We start from the raw sequence: 23,238 nt of genomic DNA, 5'->3' as shown, positions 1-23,238 counted from the left end.
TTTTTCAGAAGCTCAGCAGAAAATGTTATTTCAATAACAAATTTTATCGCTGTTATTATGCGCATGTCACACATTAAACGTCATGATAAGGTTTTTACCTGCTATTTTATGCTGCGAAACAGAGCTTATAGCCTCAACGCTGCTGTGACAGACAATTAACAGGGAGAATTAGCGAATTTATAAATAAAACCATCAAAAATCAATATATTAAATTAACTTCTCTGTTCAAAATAAGTTGCACGCCCGTTAATTTATTCGTGATAAAAGAGAATTGGTTAACATTTTCGTTATTTTACCTTGGCGCGAAAAGTCGGCATCTGATAGGTTTTGCTTCAGCGGACAAAACTGGCATCAGATGTGCAAAGCCTGTCAGGCAACGTTTACGTCAGAAATTTTCGTACAGAGGTAGAAATCGTTTAATGAGATTATTGCTAAAGCCTCTGAAGCTGGCCGTCGCTGTCTGTAGCGCGTTGACCGCTTCCTCCCTGAGCGCTGCGCCCGCAGGCATTGCGCTGGCCCCGCAGCAAAGCATCACGATTAATAACGGCGGCGAAGTTTCCACGCTGGATCCGCAAAAAATTGAGGGCGTGCCGGAAAGCAACGTGGTCATTAACCTGCTGGAAGGGCTGGTGGCTACCGACAACAATGGCCATATCGTGCCGGGTATGGCGGAGAGCTGGCACAGCGAGGCGGGCAAAGTCTGGAATTTTACGCTGCGTAAGGCCACGTGGAGCAACGGCGAGCCGGTAACCGCACAGGATTTCGTTTACAGCTGGCAGCGCCTGGCCGATCCGCAAACGGCTTCGCCCTATGCCAGCTATCTGCAATACGCGCATATTGAAAACATTGATCAGATCCTGGCCGGAAAAAAACCACCGACAAGTCTTGGCGTCCGCGCGATTGACGACACGCATCTGCAGATAGTGCTGAGCAAGCCGGTGCCTTACTTTATCGCGCTGGCGGTTAACGCGGCGCTGAAGCCGGTAAACCGTAAAGCCGTCGAGCAGTGGGGCGAGAAGTGGACGCAGCCTGCGCACTATGTCGGCAACGGCGCCTATACCCTCAGCGACTGGGTAATCAATGAGAAAATCGTGCTGAAGCGCAATCCGCGCTACTGGAATAATTCGCAGACGACGATCGAAACGGCCACCTTCCTGCCCATAACTTCTGAAGCGACCGATGTTAACCGCTATCGCAGCGGCGAAATCGATATGACCAACAGCGTGTTGCCGCCCGAGCTTTTTCCCATGCTGAAGAAAACGCTGGGCACTCAGGTGCGCGTCAGCCCGCTGCTGTGCACCTTCTATTATGAACTGAATAATAAGCGACCGCCGTTTAACGATCCGCGCGTGCGTACGGCGGTCAAGCTGACCCTGGATCGCGATATTATCGCCAACAAGATTATGGGGCAGGGGCAAATCCCGGCGGGTGGTTTTACCCCGCCTTTTATTGACGGCGCGGATTTACCTCCACCCGCCTGGATGAAGCTGACTCAGCAACAGCGCAACGAACAGGCAAAGGCCTTGCTGAGCGAGGCAGGCTATAGCGCGGAAAAACCGCTGCGCTTCCGGCTGCTTTATAACACGTCCGATTTGAATAAGAAGCAGGCTATCGCTGCGGCTTCAATGTGGCAGAAAAACCTGGGCGCGCAGGTCACGCTGGATAATCAGGAGTGGAAAACCATGCTGGATACCCGGCGTCAGGGCGATTTTGAGGTGGCTCGCGCTACCTGGTGTGCCGACTACAACGAGCCCTCCACCTTTCTTAACGCCATGCAGAGCCACTCCTCCAACAACACGGCGTTCTATAAGAGCGATAAATTCGACGAGCTGCTGGCAAAAACGCTGTCGGCCGGCGATACCGCGCAGCGCGCCTCGCTTTATCAGCAGGCCGAGCGGCAGCTCGATCGCGATTCCGCTATCGTCCCTGTTTATTACCGGGTCAGCGCAAGGTTGATCAAGCCCTGGGTTGGCGGTTTTACCGGTAAAGATCCGCAGGATCAGCCGGATATAAAATATTTATATATTATAAAGCATTGATTTGTAAGGAAGGTAGTAGCAAGTGATGACAGCAGCCAGGGCAAATAAAAAACGGCCGTGACGTATTCGTTCCCCGTCATGAGCCGTGGCCCGGCAAAGAGGGACAGCTAAAGCGTCCCGGTAATAATAAAAACTGGAGTAGCAAAATGACCAACATCACGAAAAAGCGCCTGCTGGCGCTGGGTATTCTGAGCGCGCTGACCGGCATGGCATCGGCCGCCACGGTGCCCGCTGGCGTGCAGCTTGCCGCTAAACAGGAGCTGATCAAAGGCAACGGCGACGAAGTGCAGTCGCTGGATCCTCATAAAATCGAAGGCGTGCCGGAATCTAACGTCAGCTACGATCTGCTGGAAGGGCTGCTGATCAATGACGCCAACGGCCATCCGATCCCGGGCGTAGCGGAAAGCTGGGAAAACAAGGACGGCAAAGTCTGGACTTTCCATCTGCGCAATAACGCCAAATGGTCTAACGGCGAGCCGGTTACCGCCCAGGATTTCGTCTATAGCTGGCAGCGCCTGGCCGATCCTAAAACGGCATCGCCTTACGCCAGCTACCTGCAATACGGGCATCTGGCCAATATCGACGATATTATTGCAGGCAAACAGAAGCCCGACCAGCTTGGCGTAAAGGCGCTTGATGCCCATACGCTTCAGGTCACGCTGACCGAATCGGTACCTTATTTTTATAAGCTGCTGATCCACCCATCCATGTCGCCGGTTTATAAACCCGCTATCGACAAGGCTGGCGAAAAGTGGACGCAGCCGGAAAACTGGGTCGGCAACGGCGCCTATAAGCTACAGGAACACATTATTAACGAGCGCATCGTCGTGGTGCGTAACCCGCAGTATTGGGACAATGCGCATACCGTGCTGGATAAGGTCACTTTTCTGCCGATCCCGTCTGAGGTTAACGACGTTAACCGCTACTTCAGCAGCAACGGCAGCGATATGACCTATACCAACCTGCCGATTGAGCTGTTTAAAAAGCTGAAAAAAGAGAATCCGAAGGAACTGCGCGTCGATCCTTATCTCTGCACTTATTATTACGAACTCAACAACCAGAAAGCGCCATTTAACGATCCCCGCGTCCGCGCCGCGCTGAAGCTGGGGCTGGACCGCGATATCATGGTCAACAAGGTGCTGGCACAGGGCCAGCAGCCCGCCTGGAGCTATACGCCGCCGGCCATTGACGGGGCCGATTTGGTCAAGCCGGAATGGATGAGCTGGACGCAGGAGAAGCGTAACGAAGAGGCGAAAAAACTGCTGGCGGAAGCGGGTTACACTGCCGACAAGCCGCTGACTTTTGAGCTGCTCTATAACACTTCCGACCTGCATAAGAAGCTGGCTATCGCCGTTTCGTCGATCTGGAAGAAAAACCTCGGCGTCAATATCAAGCTTAATAACCAGGAGTGGAAAACCTTCCTGGATACCCGTCATCAGGGCAATTTTGACGTGGCGCGCGCCGCCTGGTGTGCAGACTATAACGAGCCGACTTCTTTCCTGAACACCATGTTGTCCGACAGCAGCAACAATACGTCGCACTATAAATCGCCAGCCTTCGACAAAATTATGGCATCGGCCACGGCGGCCAGCGACGAAGCGGTCCGCAGTAAGGCATATACCCAGGCGGAGCAGCAGCTGGATAAAGATTCGACCATTGCGCCGGTGTTCTACTACGCCAATACGCGCCTGGTTAAGCCTTACGTCGGCGGCTATACCGGCAAAGATCCGTTGAACTATCTGTACGATAAAAATCTTTACATCATCAAACACTAAAAAAATCGGGGGAAGACGCTTCCCCCATGTAATTCTTTTGAGCAGTGCTGAAGCACAGGCCAGCAGGTACGGGCAATGTTAAAATTTATTTTTCGTCGTTTTCTGGAAGCGATTCCGACGTTACTGATCCTGATTACTATCTCTTTCTTTATGATGCGCCTCGCACCAGGCAGCCCTTTTACCGGCGAGCGTACGCTGTCGCCCGAAGTGATGGCGAACATCGAAGCCAAATACCATTTAAACGATCCCATCTGGAAACAGTATCTGGACTATTTGATCCAGCTGGCGCGCGGCGACTTTGGGCCGTCGTTTAAATACAAAGACTATACGGTTAACTACCTGGTCGGGCACGCCTTTCCGGTATCGGCCAAACTGGGCTTGGCTGCTTTTATTCTGGCGATTGTGCTGGGCGTGACGGCGGGCGTAATAGCCGCGCTGAAGCAGAACAGCAAATGGGATTTCCTGGTGATGGGCGTGGCGATGACCGGCGTGGTGATCCCCAGCTTTGTGGTGGCGCCGCTGCTGGTGCTGGTGTTCGCCATCGTGCTTAAATGGCTGCCGGGGGGCGGCTGGAACGGCGGGGCTATCCAGTACATGATTTTACCGATGGTGGCGCTGTCGCTGGCCTATATCGCCAGCATCGCCCGTATTACGCGTGGCTCAATGATTGAGGTGCTTCACGCTAACTTTATTCGCACGGCGCGCGCTAAAGGGCTGCCGATGCGTCGCATTATTCTGCGCCACGCGCTGAAGCCTGCGATGCTGCCGGTGCTCTCCTACCTTGGCCCCGCGTTTGTCGGCATTATTACCGGTTCAATGGTTATCGAAACCATTTACGGCCTGCCGGGCATTGGGCAGCTGTTCGTGAATGGCGCGCTGAACCGCGACTACTCGCTGGTGCTCAGCCTGACCATTCTGGTCGGCGTATTGACCATTCTTTTTAACGCGATCGTTGACGTGCTTTATGCGGTTATCGATCCAAAAATTCGTTATTAATCGCGGAGTTCGCCATGATACTGAGTAAGAAAAACAGCGAAGCTCTCGACGCCTTTAGCGAAAAGCTGGAGATCGAAGGCCGCAGCCTGTGGCAGGATGCCCGCCGTCGCTTTATTCATAACCGGGCGGCGCTGGCCAGCCTGAGCGTGCTGGTGCTGATTGCGCTCTTTGTGATCTTCGCGCCCATGCTCTCCTCGTTCACCTACGATGATACCGACTGGGGCATGATGTCCAGCGCGCCGGATATGGTGTCTAAGCACTACTTCGGCACGGATTCGTCGGGACGCGATCTGCTGGTGCGCGTGGCGATCGGTGGGCGTATCTCGCTGATGGTCGGCATTGCTTCCGCGCTGGTGGCGGTGCTGGTCGGCACGCTTTATGGCTCGCTGGCGGGTTATCTGGGTGGCAAAGTTGATTCGGTGATGATGCGCCTGCTGGAAATCCTCAATTCCTTTCCGTTTATGTTCTTCGTGATCCTGCTGGTGACCTTTTTTGGCCGTAATATCCTGCTGATATTTGTCGCGATCGGGCTGGTTTCCTGGCTGGATATGGCGCGTATCGTACGCGGCCAGACGCTCAGCCTGAAGCGCAAAGAGTTTATCGAGGCGGCGCATGTCGGCGGCGTTTCTACCGCCAGCATCGTGCTGCGCCATATCGTGCCCAACGTGCTGGGCGTGGTGGTGGTCTATGCCTCGCTGCTGGTGCCGAGCATGATCCTGTTTGAGTCCTTCCTCAGCTTCTTAGGCCTGGGCACGCAGGAGCCGTTGAGCAGCTGGGGCGCGCTGCTCAGCGACGGCGCCAACTCGATGGAAGTCTCGCCGTGGCTGCTGCTGTTTCCGGCCGGTTTTCTGGTGGTGACGCTGTTCTGTTTCAACTTTATCGGCGATGGTCTGCGTGACGCACTCGACCCGAAAGATCGTTAAGGAGTTTCCCGATGACCGTTACACAACTACAGCCAGCGATGGCCACGCAAGCGGGAAGCGAACTGCTGCTGTCGGTAAAAGATTTGCGCGTGACTTTCACCACGCCCGACGGCGACGTAACCGCCGTCAACGACCTTAATTTTGACCTGCGGGCGGGCGAAACGCTGGGCATCGTCGGCGAATCCGGCTCCGGCAAGTCGCAGACGGCTTTTGCGCTGATGGGGCTGCTGGCCGGCAACGGGCACATCGGCGGTTCGGCTCGTTTTCGCGGTAATGAGATCCTTAATCTACCGGAAAAGCAGCTTAACCGGCTGCGGGCCGAGCAGATCGCGATGATTTTTCAGGATCCCATGACCTCGTTAAATCCCTATATGCGGGTTGGCGAGCAGCTGATGGAAGTGTTGCAGCTGCATAAAGGCATGAGCAGCGCACAGGCTTTTGAAGAATCGGTGCGGATGCTGGATGCGGTGAAAATGCCCGAGGCGCGCAAGCGCATGAAGATGTATCCGCACGAGTTCTCCGGCGGGATGCGGCAGCGTGTGATGATCGCGATGGCGCTGCTGTGTCGGCCTAAGCTGCTGATTGCCGATGAACCGACCACGGCGCTGGACGTTACCGTGCAGGCGCAGATTATGACGCTGCTCAACGATCTGAAAAGAGAGTTCAACACCGCAATTATTATGATCACCCATGATTTGGGCGTGGTGGCGGGCATCTGCGATCGCGTGCTGGTGATGTATGCCGGACGTACGATGGAGTACGGCAAAGCCCGCGATATCTTCTATCAGCCAACGCACCCTTATTCGATTGGTTTGCTCAATGCCGTGCCGCGCCTGGACGCGGAGGGCGAATCCCTGACCACCATTCCCGGTAATCCGCCCAACCTGCTGCGGCTGCCGAAAGGCTGTCCGTTTCAGCCTCGCTGTCCACACGCGATGGACATTTGCGCCACGATGCCGCCGCTGGAACCGTTTGGACAGGAGCGGCTGCGCGCCTGCTTTAAACCTGCGGAGGAGCTGGTATGAGCACGACAGAAAAGAACGTTCTGCTGGAAATCGCCGATCTGAAAGTGCATTTTGCGATCAAAGACAGCGGGCAGTGGTTCTGGCAGCCGCCGAAAATGCTGAAGGCTGTGGACGGCGTCAGCCTGCGCCTGTACGAAGGCGAAACGCTGGGCGTGGTGGGCGAGTCCGGCTGCGGAAAATCGACGCTGGCCCGCGCCATCATCGGGCTGGTCAAGGCCACGGAAGGGCGCGTCGCCTGGCTGGGCCGCGACCTGCTGGGGCAAAGCGAAGAGGAGTGGCGCAGAGCGCGTAGCGATATCCAGATGATATTTCAGGATCCGCTGGCCTCGCTGAATCCGCGTATGACCATCGGCGACATTATTGCTGAACCGCTGCGTACCTATCATCCCAAAATGGCGCGTCAGGAAGTCAAAGAGCGGGTCAAAACGATGATGATGAAGGTAGGTTTACTGCCGAACCTGATTAACCGCTATCCGCACGAATTTTCAGGCGGCCAGTGCCAGCGCATCGGCATTGCCCGAGCGCTAATCCTGGAGCCCAAACTGATTATCTGCGACGAGCCGGTTTCCGCGCTGGATGTGTCTATCCAGGCTCAGGTGGTTAACCTGCTCCAGCAGCTACAGCGCGAGATGGGGCTGTCGCTGATCTTTATCGCCCACGATCTGGCGGTGGTAAAACATATCTCCGATCGCGTGCTGGTGATGTATCTGGGCCATGCGGTGGAGCTGGGCACCTATGATGAGGTTTATCAGAACCCGCAGCATCCTTACACCAGGGCTTTAATGTCCGCCGTGCCGATCCCCGATCCCGACCTGGAGAAAAACAAAGTTATTCAGCTGCTGGAAGGGGAACTGCCTTCGCCGATCGATCCGCCTTCGGGCTGCGTATTTCGCACCCGCTGTCCGATAGCCGGGCCAGAGTGCGCCAAAACGCGCCCGCTGCTGGAAGGCAGCTTCCGTCATGCGGTCTCCTGCCTGAAGGTCGATCCTTTATAAACACCTGACCGCATCCCGGCGACGGGATGCGGTCAGGGTTTATTCACGCCACAGAATATGGCAGAGCTTGTGGTCTTTTTCGCGGCACAGCAGGACGCGAGCAAAGATATCGGTCACCGGGTCGCCATCGTTTTCTCCCAGGCCAATCACCACCTCGGCAAAAAAGTCCGGGTTCAGATCGAAATCCACATGCTCGGCCCAGTCCTCTGCGGGATCGTGCAGCTCTGCGCCGCCGCGCTCTTCAAACTGAAGATTAAAAAGCAGGATATCGGCCGGATCGAGATTATCGCCCGCCAGCTCCAGGAAAATATCGTAGGCCTGTTCCAGGGTTTCATCTTCGGTAAGACGGTTATTTAAATCCATAAAATTTCCCATAATGCCCGTCAGGGCTGTGCAATGCCGCTCGTTTTACAACAGCGGGCTGAAGAAATAAAACAGTCGTTCGACAATCCTCTGCCACCAGGCGCGGCGCGTCCACTGTTTTGCATCCAGCAGCCGCGAACGGGCGATATAATCATCCTGTACGCGCGCCAGATCGCCGCCGAAACCGTCATCATCAATCACCAGCGTAATCTCGAAATTGAGCCACAGGCTGCGCATATCCAGGTTCACCGTGCCGATGAGGCTCAGCTGCCCGTCTACCAGCACGCTTTTAGTATGCAGCAGTCCTTCTTCAAACTGATAAATTCTGACGCCCGCTTCCAGCAGTTCCGCAAAAAAAGCGCGGCTCGCCCAGCCTACCAGCAGTGAATCATTATGTCTTGGCACGATAATGCTCACCTCGACGCCGCGCTGCGCGGCGGTACAGATAGCGTGCAACAAATCGTCGCTGGGCACGAAATAGGGCGTGGTCATAATCAGCTGCTCGCGCGCCGAATAGACGGCGGTCAGCAGCGCCTGGTGGATCAGATCTTCGGGAAAGCCCGGCCCGGAGGCGATAACCTGAATGGTGTGGCCGCTTTCCTGCTCAAACGGCATAATAGTGCCGTCCGGCGGCGGCGGCAAAATGCGCTTGCCGGTTTCAATCTCCCAGTCGCAGGAATAGATGATGCCCATGGTGGTCGCCACCGGGCCTTCCATGCGCGCCATCAGGTCAATCCACTGGCCCACGCCCGCATCCTGTTTAAAAAAGCGCGGATCGACCAGGTTCATGCTGCCGGTATAGGCAATATAGTTATCGATCAGCACCACTTTGCGATGCTGGCGCAGATCCATACGGCGTAAAAAGACGCGCAGCAGGCTAACCTTCAACGACTCCACGACATCAATGCCCGCGTTGCGCATCATCGCGGGCCAGCTGCTGCGGAAAAACTGCACGCTGCCGGCGGAGTCCAGCATCAGCCGGCAGTGAACGCCGCGCCGCGCTGCCGCCATCAGCACTTCAGCCACTTCATCTGCCATGCCGCCGGGCTGCCAGATATAAAACACCATCTCAATATTATGGCGAGCCAGCTGGATATCGCGGATCAGCGCCTGCATCGTATCGTCCGTAGAGGTGAGCAGCTGTAGCTGGTTACCTTTAACCCCGGCAATACCCTGACGATTTTCACAAAGCTGAAACAGCGAGCGCGCCACGTCGCTGTTATCCCGGGCAAAAATATGGTGACAGGATTTCAAATCGTTCAGCCATTTGGCGGTGGAAGGCCACATAGTGCGGGCGCGTTCGGCACGACGTTTCCCCAGATGCAGCTCGCCAAAAGAGAGATAGGCGACGATGCCTACCAGAGGCAGAATATAAATAATCAGCAGCCAGGCCATCGCCGAAGGCACCGCGCGGCGCTTCATCAAAATGCGCAGCGTGACCCCGGCAATCAGCAGCCAGTAACCAAACAGCAGCAGCCAGCTCATTAAAGTGTAAAAAGTCGTCATAAAAGCGGAAGTCCTGTTCACTTCTGATTACAGGAGTTTACGTGCAGATCGGAGCGGACGAAACCTTTTCCTCAAGTCATCGGACTTGGCGTAGAGACAGAAGTCTTTATAATGCGGCGCGAGTTTTTGCAAGCGAAGAGGGTAATATGAGACGGAGTAGAAATGAAGTCGCACGCTGGCGCATGTCGCGTCAAATTCAGCGCCGACGGGCGCGCTGGCTGGAAGGGCAGTCGAGACGCTACGGACGGATGCACGCCATTCGCCATCAGCTAAGCCAACAGCAGCGTCGTTCTATTCTGTTTATTACCCAGCTGGTCTGAGCGTAAATACCCGGCGTTGCGCCGGGTTTCTTTTACTGCCTGCGCCTCAGGCGCCCGGCATCCAGGCGCCGCTGGCGATAAACCATATCAGCAGCGCCGCACCCGCTATACCGACCGCGGCCGGGAAAAGATAGCCAATTTTCATCAGGGTTCCAGGCGAAAGGCGTTAAAACGTGCGCTTAAAGGGTTTAACGGCAACCTGCTTATAAACGCCCGCGGCGATATAAGGATCGTCCTGCGCCCAGGATTGCGCCTCTTCCAGCGACGAGAACTCGGCGATCACGGTAGAGCCGGTAAAGCCCGCCACGCCAGGTTCGTTGCTGTCCACCGCCGGCATCGGGCCGGCGATAATCAGGCGTCCCTCATCCTGTAACAGCTGCAAACGTGCTACATGCGCGGGGCGAACCGCCTGCCGCTTTGCCAGTGAATCCGCATTATCTTCTGCATAAATTACGTAGAGCACGTTAACTCCTGTCCATCGCTAATGATTGGCGATCACGTTAAGGCATCGTTCGCTATTCTGCAAATGAAAGATGCTCTTGCAGGCGCGGCGCGTAGGGCCGCCCGATTTTGTGACAAATTCACGCCTGAAAAGAGGCGAGTTGTTGAAACTGATTGCTATTTGCATTTAAACTTACGCCTCAACTTTTACAGCAGAAAGATTATGACGACGCTGACAGAAACTTCATTTCCTCGCCGACTTTCGCTACCGACCCTGCTTTCCGTGGGTCTGCACGCCGTGGTGATTGGCGGGATACTTTATGCTTCTTTTCACCAGACCGTGGAAGTGCCAAAAGCGTCTCAGCCTATCAGCGTCTCTCTGGTCGCGCCGGAAGTGCAGCCGGAGCCGCAGCCAGCGCCCCAGCCTGCGCCGCAGCCGGTAGCGGAGCCCGAACCCGAACCCGAACCGGTGCCAGAGCCGGAGCCGCCGAAAGCGGAACCGGTGCCGATCCCAAAACCTGTTCCCAAACCCAAGCCCAAACCCAAGCCTAAAAAGGAAGTGGTGAAGCCGAAGAAAGAGGTGAAGCCGCGCGAGGAGCCTCGCCAGGCCGCGCCGTTGAATAACGATCGTACGGCCACCTCGACTAAACCTTCAACCGCGCCGAAAACGTCGGCAGCGCCTTCAACGACCGTCTCTTCCGGCCCGAAAGCGATGAGCATTGGCAAACCAGCCTATCCGTCACGCGCTTTTGCGCTGCGTCTGGAAGGGCATGTTCGCGTGCAGTTTGACGTGGACAGCTCTGGACAGGTGGGAAATATCCGCATTCTCGAGGCCGAGCCGCGCAATATGTTCGAGCGTGAAGTGAAAAATGCCATGCGCAAGTGGCGCTATGAGGCGGGCAAGCCGGGCAAGGATTTGAAAATGAACGTCGTCTTTAAAATCAACGGCGGTAGCAGCATTGAGTAACAGGCGGTCCTGCCGGCAATAAAAAAACGGGAGCAAATTTTGCTCCCGTTTTTTATGCCGTTACGCTTCACTAAAATGGCTTTTTTCCGGCGGTAGCGGCCGCGATTTGCCTTCGCTGTCAACGGCAACGTAGATAAATACCGCTTCGGTGGTGCAGTAGCGCTGGCCAATCGGCTCCGAAGATACCTTCTTAATCCAGACCTCTACGTTGATGGTAATCGAGCTGCTGCCGGTACGAATGCAGCGCGCATAACAGCTGACCACGTCACCCACCGCAACCGGCTTCAGAAAGGTCATGCCGTCAGCCCGAACCGTCACCACGCGGCCGCCTGCGATCTCTTTTGCCAGAATAGCGCCGCCCATATCCATTTGCGACATCAGCCAGCCGCCGAAGATATCGCCGTTGGCGTTAGTATCCGCAGGCATAGCCAGCGTGCGCAGTACCATTTCGCCCTGAGGCTGTCGTTGTTCGTCGCTCATTATCTTGCTTCCGCATAAAAACGCCGTATCCGGCGCTGAATTATTTTTCTTCCTGCGGCATCAGGCGATAGATATAGACGCCGCTGAGCAGGGTGAAGAGCAGAGTCAGGCCGGTCAGGCCGAACACTTTAAAGTTAACCCAGAAATCTTGCGGTAGCCAAAAGGCGACGTAGATATTGGCCAGGCCACAGGCGAGAAAGAATATCGCCCAGGCCACGTTCAGCCTGCGCCAGGCGGCCTGCGGCAGCGTCAGCTCTTTACCCAACATGCTCTGGATCAGCGTTTGTTTCATCCAGAACTGGCTGTAGAGCAGCGCGGCGGAGAACAGCGTATAGATGACCGTGACTTTCCATTTAATAAATTCGTCGTTATGAAAAACCAGCGTCAGCGTGCCGAAAACGGCAACCAGTACAAAAGTGACGATGGTCATCTTCTCCAGCTTGCGATAAAGCAGCCAGCTGGCGACCAGCGCCAGCGCGGTGGCAACGATCAGCGCGCCCGAGGCGACGAAAATATCGTAGAGCTTATAAAAAACGAAAAAGACCACGAGAGGAAGAAAATCGAGTAACTGCTTCATAAGGGCTTCCGGTTATCAAATCAACACATCGGCTGCGCGCCAGTGAAGCGCGCAGCGGCTGATTAACGTAACAGCATATACAGGCGGCTGAGGTAAATGATTAGCAGCGCCGAAACGAGATTGCTTAGCGCGTTCAGCAGCACCGAGGTGACGTTGGCTGGCAGGACGGTCAGCGACGAGGCCATCAGCAGCACCAGCACCTTTGCCAGCAGCCAGCCCAGGATCGCGGGCGCTACCACCTTAACGTGTCCCCAGACCAGCCGCGTACTGGCGCGCATCGCGGCGAAAATACCGACTTTTTCCGCCGTCATGATCATCGGCGACAGCGACAGGACGATGGCGAAAATAATGCCGGGCACCATCAACGCCATAAAGCCGAGCTGGATAATCAGCGTCATAAAAAACACCAGCGGCAGCAGTCGCAGCAGCATCGGTGCGGAAACACCCATGGCACGCAGGGCGCTGACGCGCTCGCCAGCGGTAACCATAGGGATCAGGCAGAGCATTGCGCCCAGCAGCAGCGTATTGCCGACCAGCGAGGCAAGCGTACCCGCAGCGGAGGCGTGCAGCAGCAGCTGCTGCTGTTCTGGCGTCATGGTACGGATCCACTCCATCAGGCTCATTGAGCCGCTGTTGCCATCCGCCAGTCCGGAAATATCAGGCGTCAGCGCATGGCCGATCAGTACCGTAATAAAAGAGGTTAACAGCGCGATCAGTACGATGGTAACAAACTGATGGCGAAAGAAATTTCCCGTGTCACGGTATAACGAAGCCGCCGTGAATGACATGTACACTCCTTGAGAGCCGAATTTAGCGATCCGGCGATTGTACATGGTCTTAAGCCAACCTGGCACCCTGGCTTACACAACTTTCGCTTTGGCGATTTCTCATGCCGCGCGGCGAGCGATGGTCGTTGGCCTTATATAACAGAACTTGTGTAATAAAACCGCAGTAGATCATTTTTTAACTTAATTTTTCTTTATGAAATAAAGGTGGTTTTGATCCAGATCAATTTTAAGTGGATTTGCTGTTTATTGTGGTTTCGTTAGGGTGATCTTTCTGAAAATAAAGATAAAATCAGCGCATTAAAAATAAGGGTAACAATTTGCGCTTTTTTCTATGTACACAGGAGTGATTATGAAAATTTCAGTATTGGCCTTGTTGGTCGCGGCCTGCGCGCCGGTAGCTGCTTCGGCGCATCAGGCCGGCGATTTCTTTATGCGTGCGGGTTCCGCGACCGTGCGTCCAACCGGCGGCTCGGATAACGTCCTGGGACTGGGCGAATTCGACATCAGCAACAATACCCAGCTGGGCCTGACGTTCACCTATATGCTGACCGATCACGTCGGCGTTGAGCTGCTGGGCGCCACGCCTTTCCGTCACAAGGTCGGGCTGGCCTCTACCGGCACGCTGGCTACGGTGCACCAGCTGCCGCCAACGCTGATGGCGCAGTGGTACTTTATGGATAACAACAGCAAGCTACAGCCCTATGCCGGTATCGGCGTAAACTACACCATGTTTTATGACACCGATTTTAATCAGACCGGCCGCGATGCGGGCCTGAGCAACCTGAGCGTAAAAAACAGCTGGGGCGTGGCGGGCCAGGTCGGCCTGGACTATCAGCTGACGCCGCAGTGGATGCTGAACGCCTCGCTGTGGTACATGGATATTAATACCAAAGTGCGCTTTGACGCAGCGGGCGCAGGCCGCCAGAGTATCGACACCCATATCAACCCGTTCGTGTTCTTCTTTGGCGCGGGTTACCGCTTCTGAGCGCAGCAGTCAGACAGCAAAAAGGCGCATACGCTGCGCCTTTTGTCGATCCTGTTACGCCCGAAAAGCGTTATTTAATCTGCATATTATTCACTACGGACTTCACGCCTTTCACGCTGCGGGTCACCTGCACGGCACGACTGGCCATCTGGGCCGAGCTGACGAAACCGCTGAGCTGTACGCGGCCCTTAAAGGTTTCCACGTTAATTTCACGGGACTTCAGTGCTTCATCGTTCAGCAGCTGCGTTTTAACTTTGGTGGTGATGACGGTGTCATCAATATAGCCGCCTGTGCCTTCCTGTTTTGCCGTTGGCGCACAGGCGCTAACTGAAACAGCCACAACGGCTGCGATAACCATACCCGTCAACATTTTAAACAGCTTCATGGTAAATCTCCCTGTTATTTCCGAATGGCCTGAGCCGTGATTACAGATTTGCTCTGTAAAAGAAGCGTAGACCTGGGCGGCAAATTTTCCACAAAGCAGCGCAAAAAGAGCGTGTTACTTGTTTACGAGGCGGTAAAGCCGCTGGCTAAAGCTACGTCGCTGCGTTTAAGCCGCTGCTCTCTATAGGGTGGGCGTAACGGCTCAGCAATCACTGCTGAGCAGCAACGAATGATAAAAGTACAGGATGCGCAAAGCCCTGCCAGAGCGACAGGGCAAGCAGCTAGCGCGTGGCGGCCTTCAGATCCGCGACGAAAGCTTCCAGCTCGGCCAGCATCGTGGCCGGTTCAGGGTGATGACGCTCGATAATTTTGACGATAGCGGAGCCGGAAATCGCACCCGCTGCGCCAGCGGCAAGCGCCTCCTTGACCTGGGACGGTTCAGAAATCCCGAAGCCCTGTAGCGGCGGCGCAGCGTGGTATTCGGTCAGTCTGGCCACCAGATGATGCAACGACTGGCTGACGCCACGGCTTTCCGTGCCGGTCACGCCCGCGCGTGAGAGCAGATAGGTATAGCCGCGCCCGTGTGAAGCGATCTCGCGTAGCAAATCGTCACTGGCGTTCGGTGGGCAAATAAAGATCGGCGCTATATTATGCCGCATTGCCGACTGGCGGAACGGCGCGGACTCTTCGACCGGCACGTCTGCAATCAGCACGGAATCCACGCCCGCCTGCTGGCAGCGCGCGTAAAAGTTGTCGATGCCGTTGGCGAAGACCAGGTTGGCGTACATCAGCAGCCCGATCGGGATGGTCGGATGCTTCTGGCGGACGGCAGCCAGCAGCTCAAAGCAGTGGCTGGGCGTCACGCCGGCGGCAAAGGCGCGCAGCGTGGCGTTCTGGATGGTCGGGCCGTCGGCCAGCGGATCGGAAAAGGGGATCCCCAGTTCCAGCGCGTCGGCGCCGCCCGCGATCAGCGCATCGATAATTTGCAGCGAAAGCTCGGGCGTAGGATCGCCCAGGGTGACGAAAGGCACAAAGGCCCCTTCCTTACGTGTGTTCAGCCGCTGAAAAAGCTGGTCATAACGTTCCATCAGATCTCTCCCTTCGCTGTCAGAATATCGTGCACGGTGAAAATATCTTTATCGCCGCGGCCAGACAGGTTTACCACCAGCAGCTGCTCTTTTTCCGGCGCTTCACGCATCATTTTCAGCGCGTGAGCCAGCGCATGGGAAGACTCCAGCGCGGGAATAATGCCTTCGCTGCGGCAAAGCGTTTTGAACGCGTCCAGCGCTTCGTCATCGGTAATGGAAACGTAGTCGGCGCGGCCGATGCTGTTCAGATGCGCATGCTGCGGCCCCACGGAAGGGAAATCCAGGCCGGCGGAAATTGAATAGGACTCCTCAATCTGACCCTCTTCCGTCTGCATCATCGGCGCTTTCATGCCGAAATAGATGCCGACGCGGCCATGCTTGAGCGGCGCGCCGTGCTCGCCGGTTTCAATGCCGTGACCGGCAGGCTCCACGCCAATCAGCCCAACGGAAGCCTCGTCGATAAAGTCCGCGAACATGCCGATAGCGTTGGAACCGCCGCCCACGCAGGCGATAATCGCATCCGGCAGGCGGCCTTCCTGCTCCTGGATCTGCACTTTAGTTTCTTCACCGATCATGCGCTGGAACTCGCGCACTATGGTCGGGAAGGGATGCGGGCCCGCCGCCGTGCCTAACATATAGTGGGCGTTTTCATAGCTGCCCGACCAGTCGCGCAGCGCCTCGTTACAGGCATCTTTCAGCGTAGCGGAGCCGCTGTGCACGGGGATCACCTCTGCGCCCATCAGCTTCATGCGGAACACGTTAGGCGACTGGCGCTCGATATCCTTGGCGCCCATATAGATGCGGCACTTCAGGCCCAGCAGGGCGCTGGCGAGCGCCGAAGCGACGCCGTGCTGGCCCGCGCCGGTTTCCGCAATAATTTCGTTTTTGCCCATGCGTTTCGCCAGCAGCGCCTGTCCCAGCACCTGATTGGTTTTGTGCGCGCCGCCGTGCAGCAGATCTTCACGCTTCAGGTAAAGACGGGTTTTGGTGCCTTTGGTCAGATTCTTACACAGCGTCAGCGCGGTAGGGCGACCGGCGTAATTTTTCAGCAGGCCGACGAATTCCGCCTGAAACTCAGGATCGCGCTGGGCGCTGACAAAGGCCTCTTCCAGCTGCTGCAGCGCGGGCATCAGGATCTGCGGCACGTACATACCGCCGAACTCGCCAAACCAGGGATTTAATAAAGTCATTTCGCTTCCTTATTCGCAGTTGCGCCGCCGTAGCGACGCCAGACGGTCAGTAGGCTCTCAGCGTTTGAAACACCGAGGCGATTTTGTCCGCATCCTTCAGGCCGGGCGCGCTTTCGACGCCGGAGTTAAAATCCAGACCGGCGCAGCCAAGGCGGGCGGCGCTGACGCAGTTGTCGGCGCTCAGGCCGCCCGCCAGCAGCACGTTATCCAGCTGTTCGCCTTCCAGCAGCGCCCAGTCGAAACGGTTGCCGGTGCCGCCGCTACCGTTGTCAAAGACATAGCGGTCGACGTGCGGCCAGTCGCGGGCGGGCAGCGCAGAACGAATGCTGAACGCCTTCCAGATTTTTACCTCACCCGGCAGCTGGCGGCGTAGTTCGGCGACAAAATCACGGTCTTCATCGCCATGCAGCTGCACAACAGAAAGGCCCAGCTCACGGCTAACAGTGACAACGTCACTAAGCGCATTGTTACGGAACACGCCGACATATTTCAGCGCGCCGCCCGCCATCACCTTTTTCGCCTGCTCCGGCGTTACTTTGCGTGGCGAGCCTTCTGCGAAAATCAGACCGCCGTAAACCGCGCCGGCTTCCAGCGCGCTCCGCGCATCTTCGGCGCGGGTCAGGCCGCACACTTTGTTATCGCCAATAATGACCCGACGCACGGCGGCGGAAAGATCCGCTTCCGACATCAGGGCGGAGCCGATTAAAAAGCCGTTGGCGAAGTGGCTCAGCTCGCGAACCTGAGCATAGCTGTTGATGCCTGATTCGCTGATCACCGTCACGCCATGGGCGACTTTAGGCGCAAGACGACGCGTACGGTCGAGATCGATAGAGAGATCGCGCAGGTCGCGGTTATTGATGCCGACCACTTTGGCGCCCAGCGCGGTGGCGCGCGCCAGCTCCTCGTCACTGATGACTTCAGTCAGCACGCCCATATTCAGGCTGTGCGCCACCGCAGCCAACTGGCGATACTGCTCGTCATTCACTACGGAAAGCATCAGCAGGATCGCGTCCGCCTGGTAATAGCGCGCCAGATAAATTTGATACGGATCGATAATAAAATCTTTGCACAGCACGGGCTGGGTAATGGCGGCGCTGACCACCGGCAGAAAATCGAAGCTGCCCTGGAAATATTTTTCGTCGGTCAGTACCGAAACGGCCGAAGCGTGATCTTTATAAACGCCCGCAATGGCGGCCGGATCGAAATCTTCCCGGATCACGCCTTTTGAGGGCGAGGCCTTTTTGCATTCCAGAATAAAAACGGTTCTGGCGCCTGACAGCGCATGATAAAAGCTGCGGGTCGCCGGCTCGATCTCGTTCTGAAACGAGGCCAACGGCTGGCGCTGCTGGCGCTCGGCCAGCCAAATCGCCTTATCCTGCACAATTTTGTTCAGTACGGTTTCCATATTATCCTCTTGCTGCCAGCGCGACCACGCGCTCATAGGCCTGGCCGCTGCGGATCGCTTTCAGCGCCTTTTGCGCATTTTCCCGTAAATCTTCCTGGCCGAAAATCTTCAGCAGCAGCGCGACGTTAACGGCTACGGCCTCTTCGTGCGCCTGCTCGCCTTTACCCTGGAGCAATCGCGTCAGAATGTCACGGTTTTCTTCCGGCGAGCCGCCCGCCAGCGCCTCCTGTGGATGATAGCTCAGGCCAAAATCTTCAGGCGTCAGCTGATAGCTGGTGATTTCGCCTTCGCGTAACTCCGCCACCTGCGTTGCGCTGTGCAGCGCCACTTCATCCATGCCGCCGCCGTGCACCACCGCCGCGCGCTGATAGCCCAGCACTTTCAGCGTCTGGGCAATCGGCAGCACCAGCTCCGGGCTGTAGACGCCGATCACCGCCAGCGGCGGTCGCGCCGGGTTGATTAGCGGGCCAAGCACGTTGAACAGCGTGCGGGTCTTCAGCTGCTGGCGCACCGGCATCGCGTGGCGAAACCCGGTATGGTACTGCGGCGCAAACAGGAAGCAGACGTTAAGATCGTCCAGCGCCTGGCGGGCCCGTTCGGCAGGCATCGCCAGATCAATGCCGAATGCCGCCAGCAGATCGGAAGATCCGGATTTGCTGGAAACGCTGCGGTTGCCGTGTTTTGCCACCTTCAGCCCGCAGGCCGCCGCCACAAAGGCGCTGGCGGTAGAGATATTAATGCTGTTGCTGCCGTCGCCGCCGGTGCCGACGATATCGGCAAAGGCATACTCCGGGCGGGGAAAGGGTTTGGCGTCCGCCAGCAGCGCCGTGGCGGCCCCGGCGATCTCTTCAGGCCGTTCGCCGCGGATCTTCATGGCGATCAGCGCGCCGGCCAGCTGGGTTGGCTCCAGCTGTCCGGTGACAATGGCGGAGAACAGCTGGTGGCTCTCTTCCCGGGTCAGGGTCTGCGCCTGGTACAGTTTTTCCAGTATTGCGTTCATTATGCTCTCCTTATTTCGCCAGCGCCCAGGCCAGGGTCTGCTCCAGCAGGCGTGCGCCCTGACTGGTCAGAATCGATTCCGGGTGAAACTGGAAACCGCAGACGCGGTCGGCGTCGTGACGCACCGCCATCACCATGCCGTTAAAAGTTGCGTTAATCGTCAGATCGGCCGGTACGTTGCTGCCGACCAGCGAGTGATAGCGTGCGACGGGCAGCGGATTGCTCAGCCCGGCGAACATGGCCGACTCGTCATGGGCGATGGCTGAGGCTTTACCGTGCAGGATCTCGCCCGCCTGGCCAACGTGGCCGCCGTAGGCTTCCACAATCGCCTGATGGCCCAGGCAGATCCCGATAATCGGCAGCTGTCCGCGCAGGCGCCGCAGCAGCTCCGGCATACAGCCCGCATCGGCCGGTGCGCCTGGGCCTGGCGACAGCAGCAGCACCGGATTGTCCATCTCCTGCAAACGGGCAATCAGCGTGTCGGCAGGCACGTTATTGCGGTAGATAACCACGTTATGGCCGAAGGCACGCACCTGGTCGACGAGATTCCAGGTAAAAGAGTCAATATTGTCGAGCAGCAGAATATCAGCCATCAGAAAATCTCCTTGCAATGATGGGCAGTGGCGATGGCGCGCAGCACCGCGCGGGCTTTATTGCGGCTCTCATCGGCTTCCGCCTGCGGGTTGGAATCCAGCACCACGCCCGCGCCGGCCTGAACGGTAGCAATGCCATCCTCGACATAGGCTGAGCGGATCACGATGCAGGTATCCAGATCGCCGCTGGCGGTAAAGTAGCCGACCGCACCGCCGTAGCTGCCGCGCCGCGTGCCTTCCGCCTCGGCGATCAGGCGCATGGCGCGAACTTTCGGCGCGCCGCTGAGCGTGCCCATATTCATACAGGCGCGGTAGGCGTGCAGCACGTCCAGATCCTCACGCAGTTTGCCTACCACGCGGGAAACCAGGTGCATCACAAAAGAGTAGCGGTCAACCTTGGTTAAGTCGGCTACGTAGCGGCTGCCCGGCTCGCAGATGCGTGCCAGATCGTTACGCGCCAGGTCTACCAGCATCAGGTGCTCGGCGAGCTCTTTATGGTCAGTACGCATCTCCAGCTCAATACGGCTGTCGAGATCGCGATCCAGCGAGCCGTCGGCATGACGACCGCGCGGGCGGGTTCCGGCAATCGGATAAATTTCGATCTGGCGGCTGTCGGCCGAATACTTCAGCGAGCTTTCCGGCGAGGCGCCGAACAGGCTGAAATCCTGATCCTGCATAAAAAACATATAGGGGCTTGGGTTGCTGTGCTTCAGCGTGTCGTAGGCGGCCAGCGGCGACGGGCAGGGCAGCGAGAAGCGGCGCGACGGCACGACCTGGAAAATTTCACCGCTGCGGATGGCTTCCTGCATCTTGCGCACCACGGCGCAATATTCCTCGTCGTCCTGACTGACGGCAAGCGACATCGTCTCCAGCGACTGCACCGGAATAGCGGGCGCGGGCTGGAGCATCTGGCCGTGCAGCTGTTCGATACGGCGCTGCAGGCGTAAAAATTCGCCGGGCGCCGTCGTAAACAGGCTGGCCTGCAGGCGCGCGCTCTGGCTTTGGTGATCGATCACCAGTAACGTTTCGGCCAGATAAAAGCAGTAATCGGGACAGCGCTGGTTATTGTCCAGCGCGGGCAGATCTTCAAACCCCGCCACCAGGTCGTAGGCGAACAGGCCGCCAAGCAGCATCGCCTCGCGCTCGTCCGCCGGGCTTTTCAGCAGGTGTGGGATCAGGCGCAGCGCATCGAATACCGACAGCGTCTTCAGGCGGGAATCCTCATCCTGCACCGCATTATCCTGCGGAAAACGCAGCTCGCGGCCGTCGGGACGTACGGTATTGATCACCGACTCGGGCAGCGCGGCATCCAGCAGCGGCAGCAGCGCGCGGCCGTTTTCCGATAGCGCCTGGACGGTAACGGTATCGTCCAGTGCCTTAATGCGCAGCGCGCTGTCGATAATCAGCAGGCTTTTCAGGTTGCGCTTGCTGTCAATGTCCGCCGACTCCAGCAGCAGCGTGGCGGGACGCGCGCCGCAGAGCTGGTGGAAGAGCGCGGCCGGATCCTCACGGTAGGGCGCGGCGCCGGTAATCAACTTCACTGTAGTTTGCGTTTGCATAAGGTCAGTTCTCAAATTTGGCTAAAAAAAAGGCCCGCTTGCGGCGGGCCTGAGTAGCGTTACAGCGACAGCTGCGTGCACGACTTCTCCGCCCGTTCAGGAAGAAGTACGCCACCAGCCGTTCGTTGTCATTGTGTTTTTCATTTTTCGCTACCTTGTGTGTGAACTTGCGTACTAGTTAACTGGTTCGCGGCGGAAATGTCAATACTCTTTTTCTCTTGTGCGCAATTGCGGGTATCATGCAGCGACCTTTTTAGCGCTTTCCGGAGTCGTTTTGTCTGAAACCCCGCTTAATCCCTGGCCCATCTACGATTTACACAGCCATACCCGTGCCTCTGACGGCCTGTTAACGCCTGAAGAACTGGTACTCAGAGCGGTGGAACAACGGGTCGGCGTCCTTGCTGTCACCGATCACGATTCGGTTGATGGCGTGCAGCCTGCACGCGAAGCCATCGCCAGACACCAGCTGCCGCTGCGGCTGGTAGCAGGCGTCGAAGTTTCTTCGCTATGGGAAAACCATGAAATTCATATTGTCGGACTGGGCGTGGAAGAAGAGCATCCCGTGCTGAAGCAGTTTCTGCAGGCGCAGAGCGATCGTCGAATGGTTCGCGCGCAGCTGATTGCTGAACGGCTGGAGAAAGCGCGCATTCCCGGTGCGCTGGAAGGCGCGCTGGCGCTGGCCGAAGGCGGCGCGATTACCCGAGGCCATTTTGCCCGCTTCTTAATTGCGCAGGGCAAGGCCGATAATATGGCGCAGGTCTTTAAAAATTATCTGGCGCGCGGCAAAACCGGCTACGTGCCGCCACAGTGGTGTACAATTAAACAAGCCATTGATGCCATTCATCATTCTGGCGGGCGCGCCGTGTTGGCTCATCCGGGCCGCTACGGCCTTTCCGCAAAATGGTTGAAGCGTTTAATCGCCCACTTTAAAGAAGAAGGGGGAGATGCAATGGAGGTTGCACAGTGCCAGCAGGCGCCCAACGAGCGCACGCAGCTGGCGCGTTACGCGCAGGACTACCAGCTGGCCGCGTCACAGGGCTCTGATTTCCATCAGCCCTGTCCGTGGATAGAGTTGGGAAAAAAATTATGGCTTCCGGCCGGCGTGGAAGCCGTCTGGCTGCGCTTTCCTGAAATTTGATCCTGTTCGCCCGTCGCGCGACAGGCATGAGGTCGATTATGAGTCAGTTCTTTTATATACACCCGGAAAACCCCCAGCCCCGGCTGATCAAACAGGCCGTAGAGCTGCTGCATAAAGGATCGGTCATGGTTTATCCTACGGACTCGGGCTATGCGCTGGGCTGCAGGCTGGAAGATAAAAACGCGATGGAGCGCATCTGTCGCATCAGGCAGCTGGACAGCGACCATAACTTTACGCTGGTCTGTCGCGATCTTTCAGAGCTGTCTACCTATGCATACGTGGACAATACCGCGTTTCGCCTGATTAAAAATAATACGCCAGGCAACTACACGTTTATTTTGAAGGCAACCAAAGAGGTACCGCGCCGCCTGATGAGCGATAAGCGTAAGACGATTGGGCTGCGTGTGCCTTCCAATCCGGTGGCGCTGGCGTTGCTGGAGGCGCTGAACGAACCCTTGATGTCCACTTCGCTGATGCTGCCGGGCAACGATTTTACCGAATCCGATCCGGAAGCGATTCAGGAGACGATCGGCAAACAGGTTGATTTAATTATTCACGGCGGCTATCTGGGGCAGCAGCCTACTACGGTGATCGATTTAACCGAAGATACGCCGCAGGTTGTGCGCGAAGGCGCAGGCGATGTTAAACCTTTCCTCTGAATAATACCAGGCTCGTCAAAAAGGCGAGCCTTAATAAATAAAC

The 23,238-nt window shown here is 56.9% G+C and carries 23 protein-coding genes and 1 pseudogene; 11 read left to right on the top strand and 13 right to left on the bottom strand.

Annotation, left to right across the window (positions count from 1 at the left end):
- The first annotated feature begins 419 nt into the window (after window positions 1-419).
- The 6 genes from EGK14_RS03875 to oppF all read left to right on the top strand — a co-directional run bounded on the left by EGK14_RS03875 (window position 420) and on the right by oppF (window position 7,753).
- The gene (locus EGK14_RS03875) at window positions 420-2,039 is read left to right on the top strand and encodes an ABC transporter substrate-binding protein (RefSeq protein WP_125287743.1); all 1,620 of its coding nucleotides are present in this window, start codon (window positions 420-422) and stop codon (window positions 2,037-2,039) included.
- A 146-nt stretch (window positions 2,040-2,185) separates the two neighbouring features.
- Window positions 2,186-3,814 (top strand): oligopeptide ABC transporter substrate-binding protein OppA, encoded by a 1,629-nt coding sequence (oppA, locus tag EGK14_RS03870; RefSeq protein ID WP_125287742.1) that lies wholly within the window; start codon window positions 2,186-2,188, stop codon window positions 3,812-3,814.
- Window positions 3,815-3,889: 75 nt separating this feature from the next.
- Complete coding sequence (oppB, locus tag EGK14_RS03865; protein ID WP_125287741.1) at window positions 3,890-4,810, top strand: oligopeptide ABC transporter permease OppB; 921 nt, start codon at window positions 3,890-3,892, stop codon at window positions 4,808-4,810.
- Window positions 4,811-4,824: 14 nt separating this feature from the next.
- Window positions 4,825-5,733, top strand: a complete 909-nt coding sequence (gene oppC, locus EGK14_RS03860) for an oligopeptide ABC transporter permease OppC (protein ID WP_125287740.1) — start codon at window positions 4,825-4,827, stop codon at window positions 5,731-5,733.
- 11 nt (window positions 5,734-5,744) lie between these two features.
- Window positions 5,745-6,758 carry an ABC transporter ATP-binding protein gene (locus tag EGK14_RS03855; protein WP_125287739.1) on the top strand — a complete coding sequence of 338 codons (1,014 nt, stop codon included), beginning with the start codon at window positions 5,745-5,747 and terminating at the stop codon, window positions 6,756-6,758.
- Entirely contained in the window at window positions 6,755-7,753 is a 999-nt protein-coding gene (gene oppF, locus EGK14_RS03850; protein WP_125287738.1) for a murein tripeptide/oligopeptide ABC transporter ATP binding protein OppF, read from the top strand. The genes EGK14_RS03855 and oppF overlap by 4 nt, the downstream gene beginning before the upstream one ends.
- 39 nt (window positions 7,754-7,792) lie before the next feature.
- On the opposite strand, the gene EGK14_RS03845 is transcribed toward oppF, so the two are convergent.
- On the bottom strand, window positions 7,793-8,116 hold the full coding sequence (locus tag EGK14_RS03845; protein WP_125287737.1) for an HI1450 family dsDNA-mimic protein: 324 nt from the start codon (window positions 8,114-8,116) through the stop codon (window positions 7,793-7,795).
- Between the two features lie 45 nt (window positions 8,117-8,161).
- Window positions 8,162-9,622 (bottom strand): cardiolipin synthase, encoded by a 1,461-nt coding sequence (cls, locus tag EGK14_RS03840; protein WP_125287736.1) that lies wholly within the window; start codon window positions 9,620-9,622, stop codon window positions 8,162-8,164.
- 146 nt (window positions 9,623-9,768) lie between these two features.
- Between cls and EGK14_RS03835 the strand changes: the two genes are divergently transcribed.
- Window positions 9,769-9,942, top strand: a complete 174-nt coding sequence (locus EGK14_RS03835) for a YciY family protein (protein ID WP_125287735.1) — start codon at window positions 9,769-9,771, stop codon at window positions 9,940-9,942.
- A 46-nt stretch (window positions 9,943-9,988) separates the two neighbouring features.
- On the opposite strand, the gene EGK14_RS21150 is transcribed toward EGK14_RS03835, so the two are convergent.
- Complete coding sequence (locus tag EGK14_RS21150) at window positions 9,989-10,087, bottom strand: YoaK family small membrane protein (RefSeq protein ID WP_148101246.1); 99 nt, start codon at window positions 10,085-10,087, stop codon at window positions 9,989-9,991.
- A gap of 21 nt (window positions 10,088-10,108) precedes the next feature.
- Window positions 10,109-10,405 carry a YciI family protein gene (locus EGK14_RS03830; RefSeq protein WP_125287734.1) on the bottom strand — a complete coding sequence of 99 codons (297 nt, stop codon included), beginning with the start codon at window positions 10,403-10,405 and terminating at the stop codon, window positions 10,109-10,111.
- A gap of 201 nt (window positions 10,406-10,606) precedes the next feature.
- Between EGK14_RS03830 and tonB the strand changes: the two genes are divergently transcribed.
- Window positions 10,607-11,350: a TonB system transport protein TonB gene (gene tonB, locus EGK14_RS03825; RefSeq protein ID WP_125287733.1), complete on the top strand. Its 744-nt coding sequence runs from the start codon at window positions 10,607-10,609 to the stop codon at window positions 11,348-11,350.
- A 60-nt stretch (window positions 11,351-11,410) separates the two neighbouring features.
- On the opposite strand, the gene yciA is transcribed toward tonB, so the two are convergent.
- The 3 genes from yciA to EGK14_RS03810 form a co-directional block, all read right to left on the bottom strand.
- Window positions 11,411-11,830 carry an acyl-CoA thioester hydrolase YciA gene (yciA, locus tag EGK14_RS03820; RefSeq protein ID WP_125287732.1) on the bottom strand — a complete coding sequence of 140 codons (420 nt, stop codon included), beginning with the start codon at window positions 11,828-11,830 and terminating at the stop codon, window positions 11,411-11,413.
- A gap of 40 nt (window positions 11,831-11,870) precedes the next feature.
- Window positions 11,871-12,407 (bottom strand): septation protein A, encoded by a 537-nt coding sequence (locus EGK14_RS03815; RefSeq protein ID WP_125287731.1) that lies wholly within the window; start codon window positions 12,405-12,407, stop codon window positions 11,871-11,873.
- Between the two features lie 62 nt (window positions 12,408-12,469).
- Entirely contained in the window at window positions 12,470-13,195 is a 726-nt protein-coding gene (locus EGK14_RS03810) for a YciC family protein (protein ID WP_125287730.1), read from the bottom strand.
- Window positions 13,196-13,544: 349 nt separating this feature from the next.
- Between EGK14_RS03810 and ompW the strand changes: the two genes are divergently transcribed.
- Window positions 13,545-14,180: an outer membrane protein OmpW gene (ompW, locus tag EGK14_RS03805; protein ID WP_125287729.1), complete on the top strand. Its 636-nt coding sequence runs from the start codon at window positions 13,545-13,547 to the stop codon at window positions 14,178-14,180.
- A gap of 70 nt (window positions 14,181-14,250) precedes the next feature.
- Here ompW and EGK14_RS03800 read toward each other — a convergent pair whose 3' ends face one another.
- From EGK14_RS03800 to EGK14_RS03770, 6 genes and pseudogenes are all read right to left on the bottom strand, one after another.
- Entirely contained in the window at window positions 14,251-14,565 is a 315-nt protein-coding gene (locus tag EGK14_RS03800; protein ID WP_125287728.1) for a BON domain-containing protein, read from the bottom strand.
- Window positions 14,566-14,845: 280 nt separating this feature from the next.
- Window positions 14,846-15,652, bottom strand: coding sequence for a tryptophan synthase subunit alpha (gene trpA, locus EGK14_RS03795; protein ID WP_125287727.1), 807 nt, complete (start codon window positions 15,650-15,652; stop codon window positions 14,846-14,848).
- Complete coding sequence (trpB, locus tag EGK14_RS03790) at window positions 15,652-16,842, bottom strand: tryptophan synthase subunit beta (RefSeq protein ID WP_125287726.1); 1,191 nt, start codon at window positions 16,840-16,842, stop codon at window positions 15,652-15,654. The genes trpA and trpB overlap by 1 nt, the downstream gene beginning before the upstream one ends.
- A gap of 46 nt (window positions 16,843-16,888) precedes the next feature.
- On the bottom strand, window positions 16,889-18,247 hold the full coding sequence (trpCF, locus tag EGK14_RS03785) for a bifunctional indole-3-glycerol-phosphate synthase TrpC/phosphoribosylanthranilate isomerase TrpF (protein WP_125287725.1): 1,359 nt from the start codon (window positions 18,245-18,247) through the stop codon (window positions 16,889-16,891).
- A gap of 1 nt (window position 18,248) precedes the next feature.
- Window positions 18,249-19,839 (bottom strand): annotated as a pseudogene (gene trpD, locus EGK14_RS21505) (bifunctional anthranilate synthase glutamate amidotransferase component TrpG/anthranilate phosphoribosyltransferase TrpD).
- Window positions 19,839-21,398: an anthranilate synthase component 1 gene (locus EGK14_RS03770; protein ID WP_125287722.1), complete on the bottom strand. Its 1,560-nt coding sequence runs from the start codon at window positions 21,396-21,398 to the stop codon at window positions 19,839-19,841. The pseudogene trpD and the gene EGK14_RS03770 overlap by 1 nt, the downstream one beginning before the upstream one ends.
- A gap of 274 nt (window positions 21,399-21,672) precedes the next feature.
- Here EGK14_RS03770 and EGK14_RS03765 point away from each other — a divergent pair, with 274 nt between their 5' ends.
- Both EGK14_RS03765 and EGK14_RS03760 read left to right on the top strand, forming a co-directional pair.
- Window positions 21,673-22,536: a PHP domain-containing protein gene (locus tag EGK14_RS03765; RefSeq protein ID WP_125287721.1), complete on the top strand. Its 864-nt coding sequence runs from the start codon at window positions 21,673-21,675 to the stop codon at window positions 22,534-22,536.
- Window positions 22,537-22,574: 38 nt separating this feature from the next.
- Window positions 22,575-23,195 carry an L-threonylcarbamoyladenylate synthase gene (locus tag EGK14_RS03760; RefSeq protein ID WP_125287720.1) on the top strand — a complete coding sequence of 207 codons (621 nt, stop codon included), beginning with the start codon at window positions 22,575-22,577 and terminating at the stop codon, window positions 23,193-23,195.
- Window positions 23,196-23,238: the final 43 nt, after the last annotated feature.

Source organism: Erwinia sp. 198 (assembly GCF_003937915.1).
Lineage (GTDB): Bacteria > Pseudomonadota > Gammaproteobacteria > Enterobacterales > Enterobacteriaceae > Erwinia > Erwinia aeris.
The sequence above is the reverse complement of the archived record's forward strand: the minus strand, read 5'-3'. Positions and strand labels throughout refer to the sequence as shown.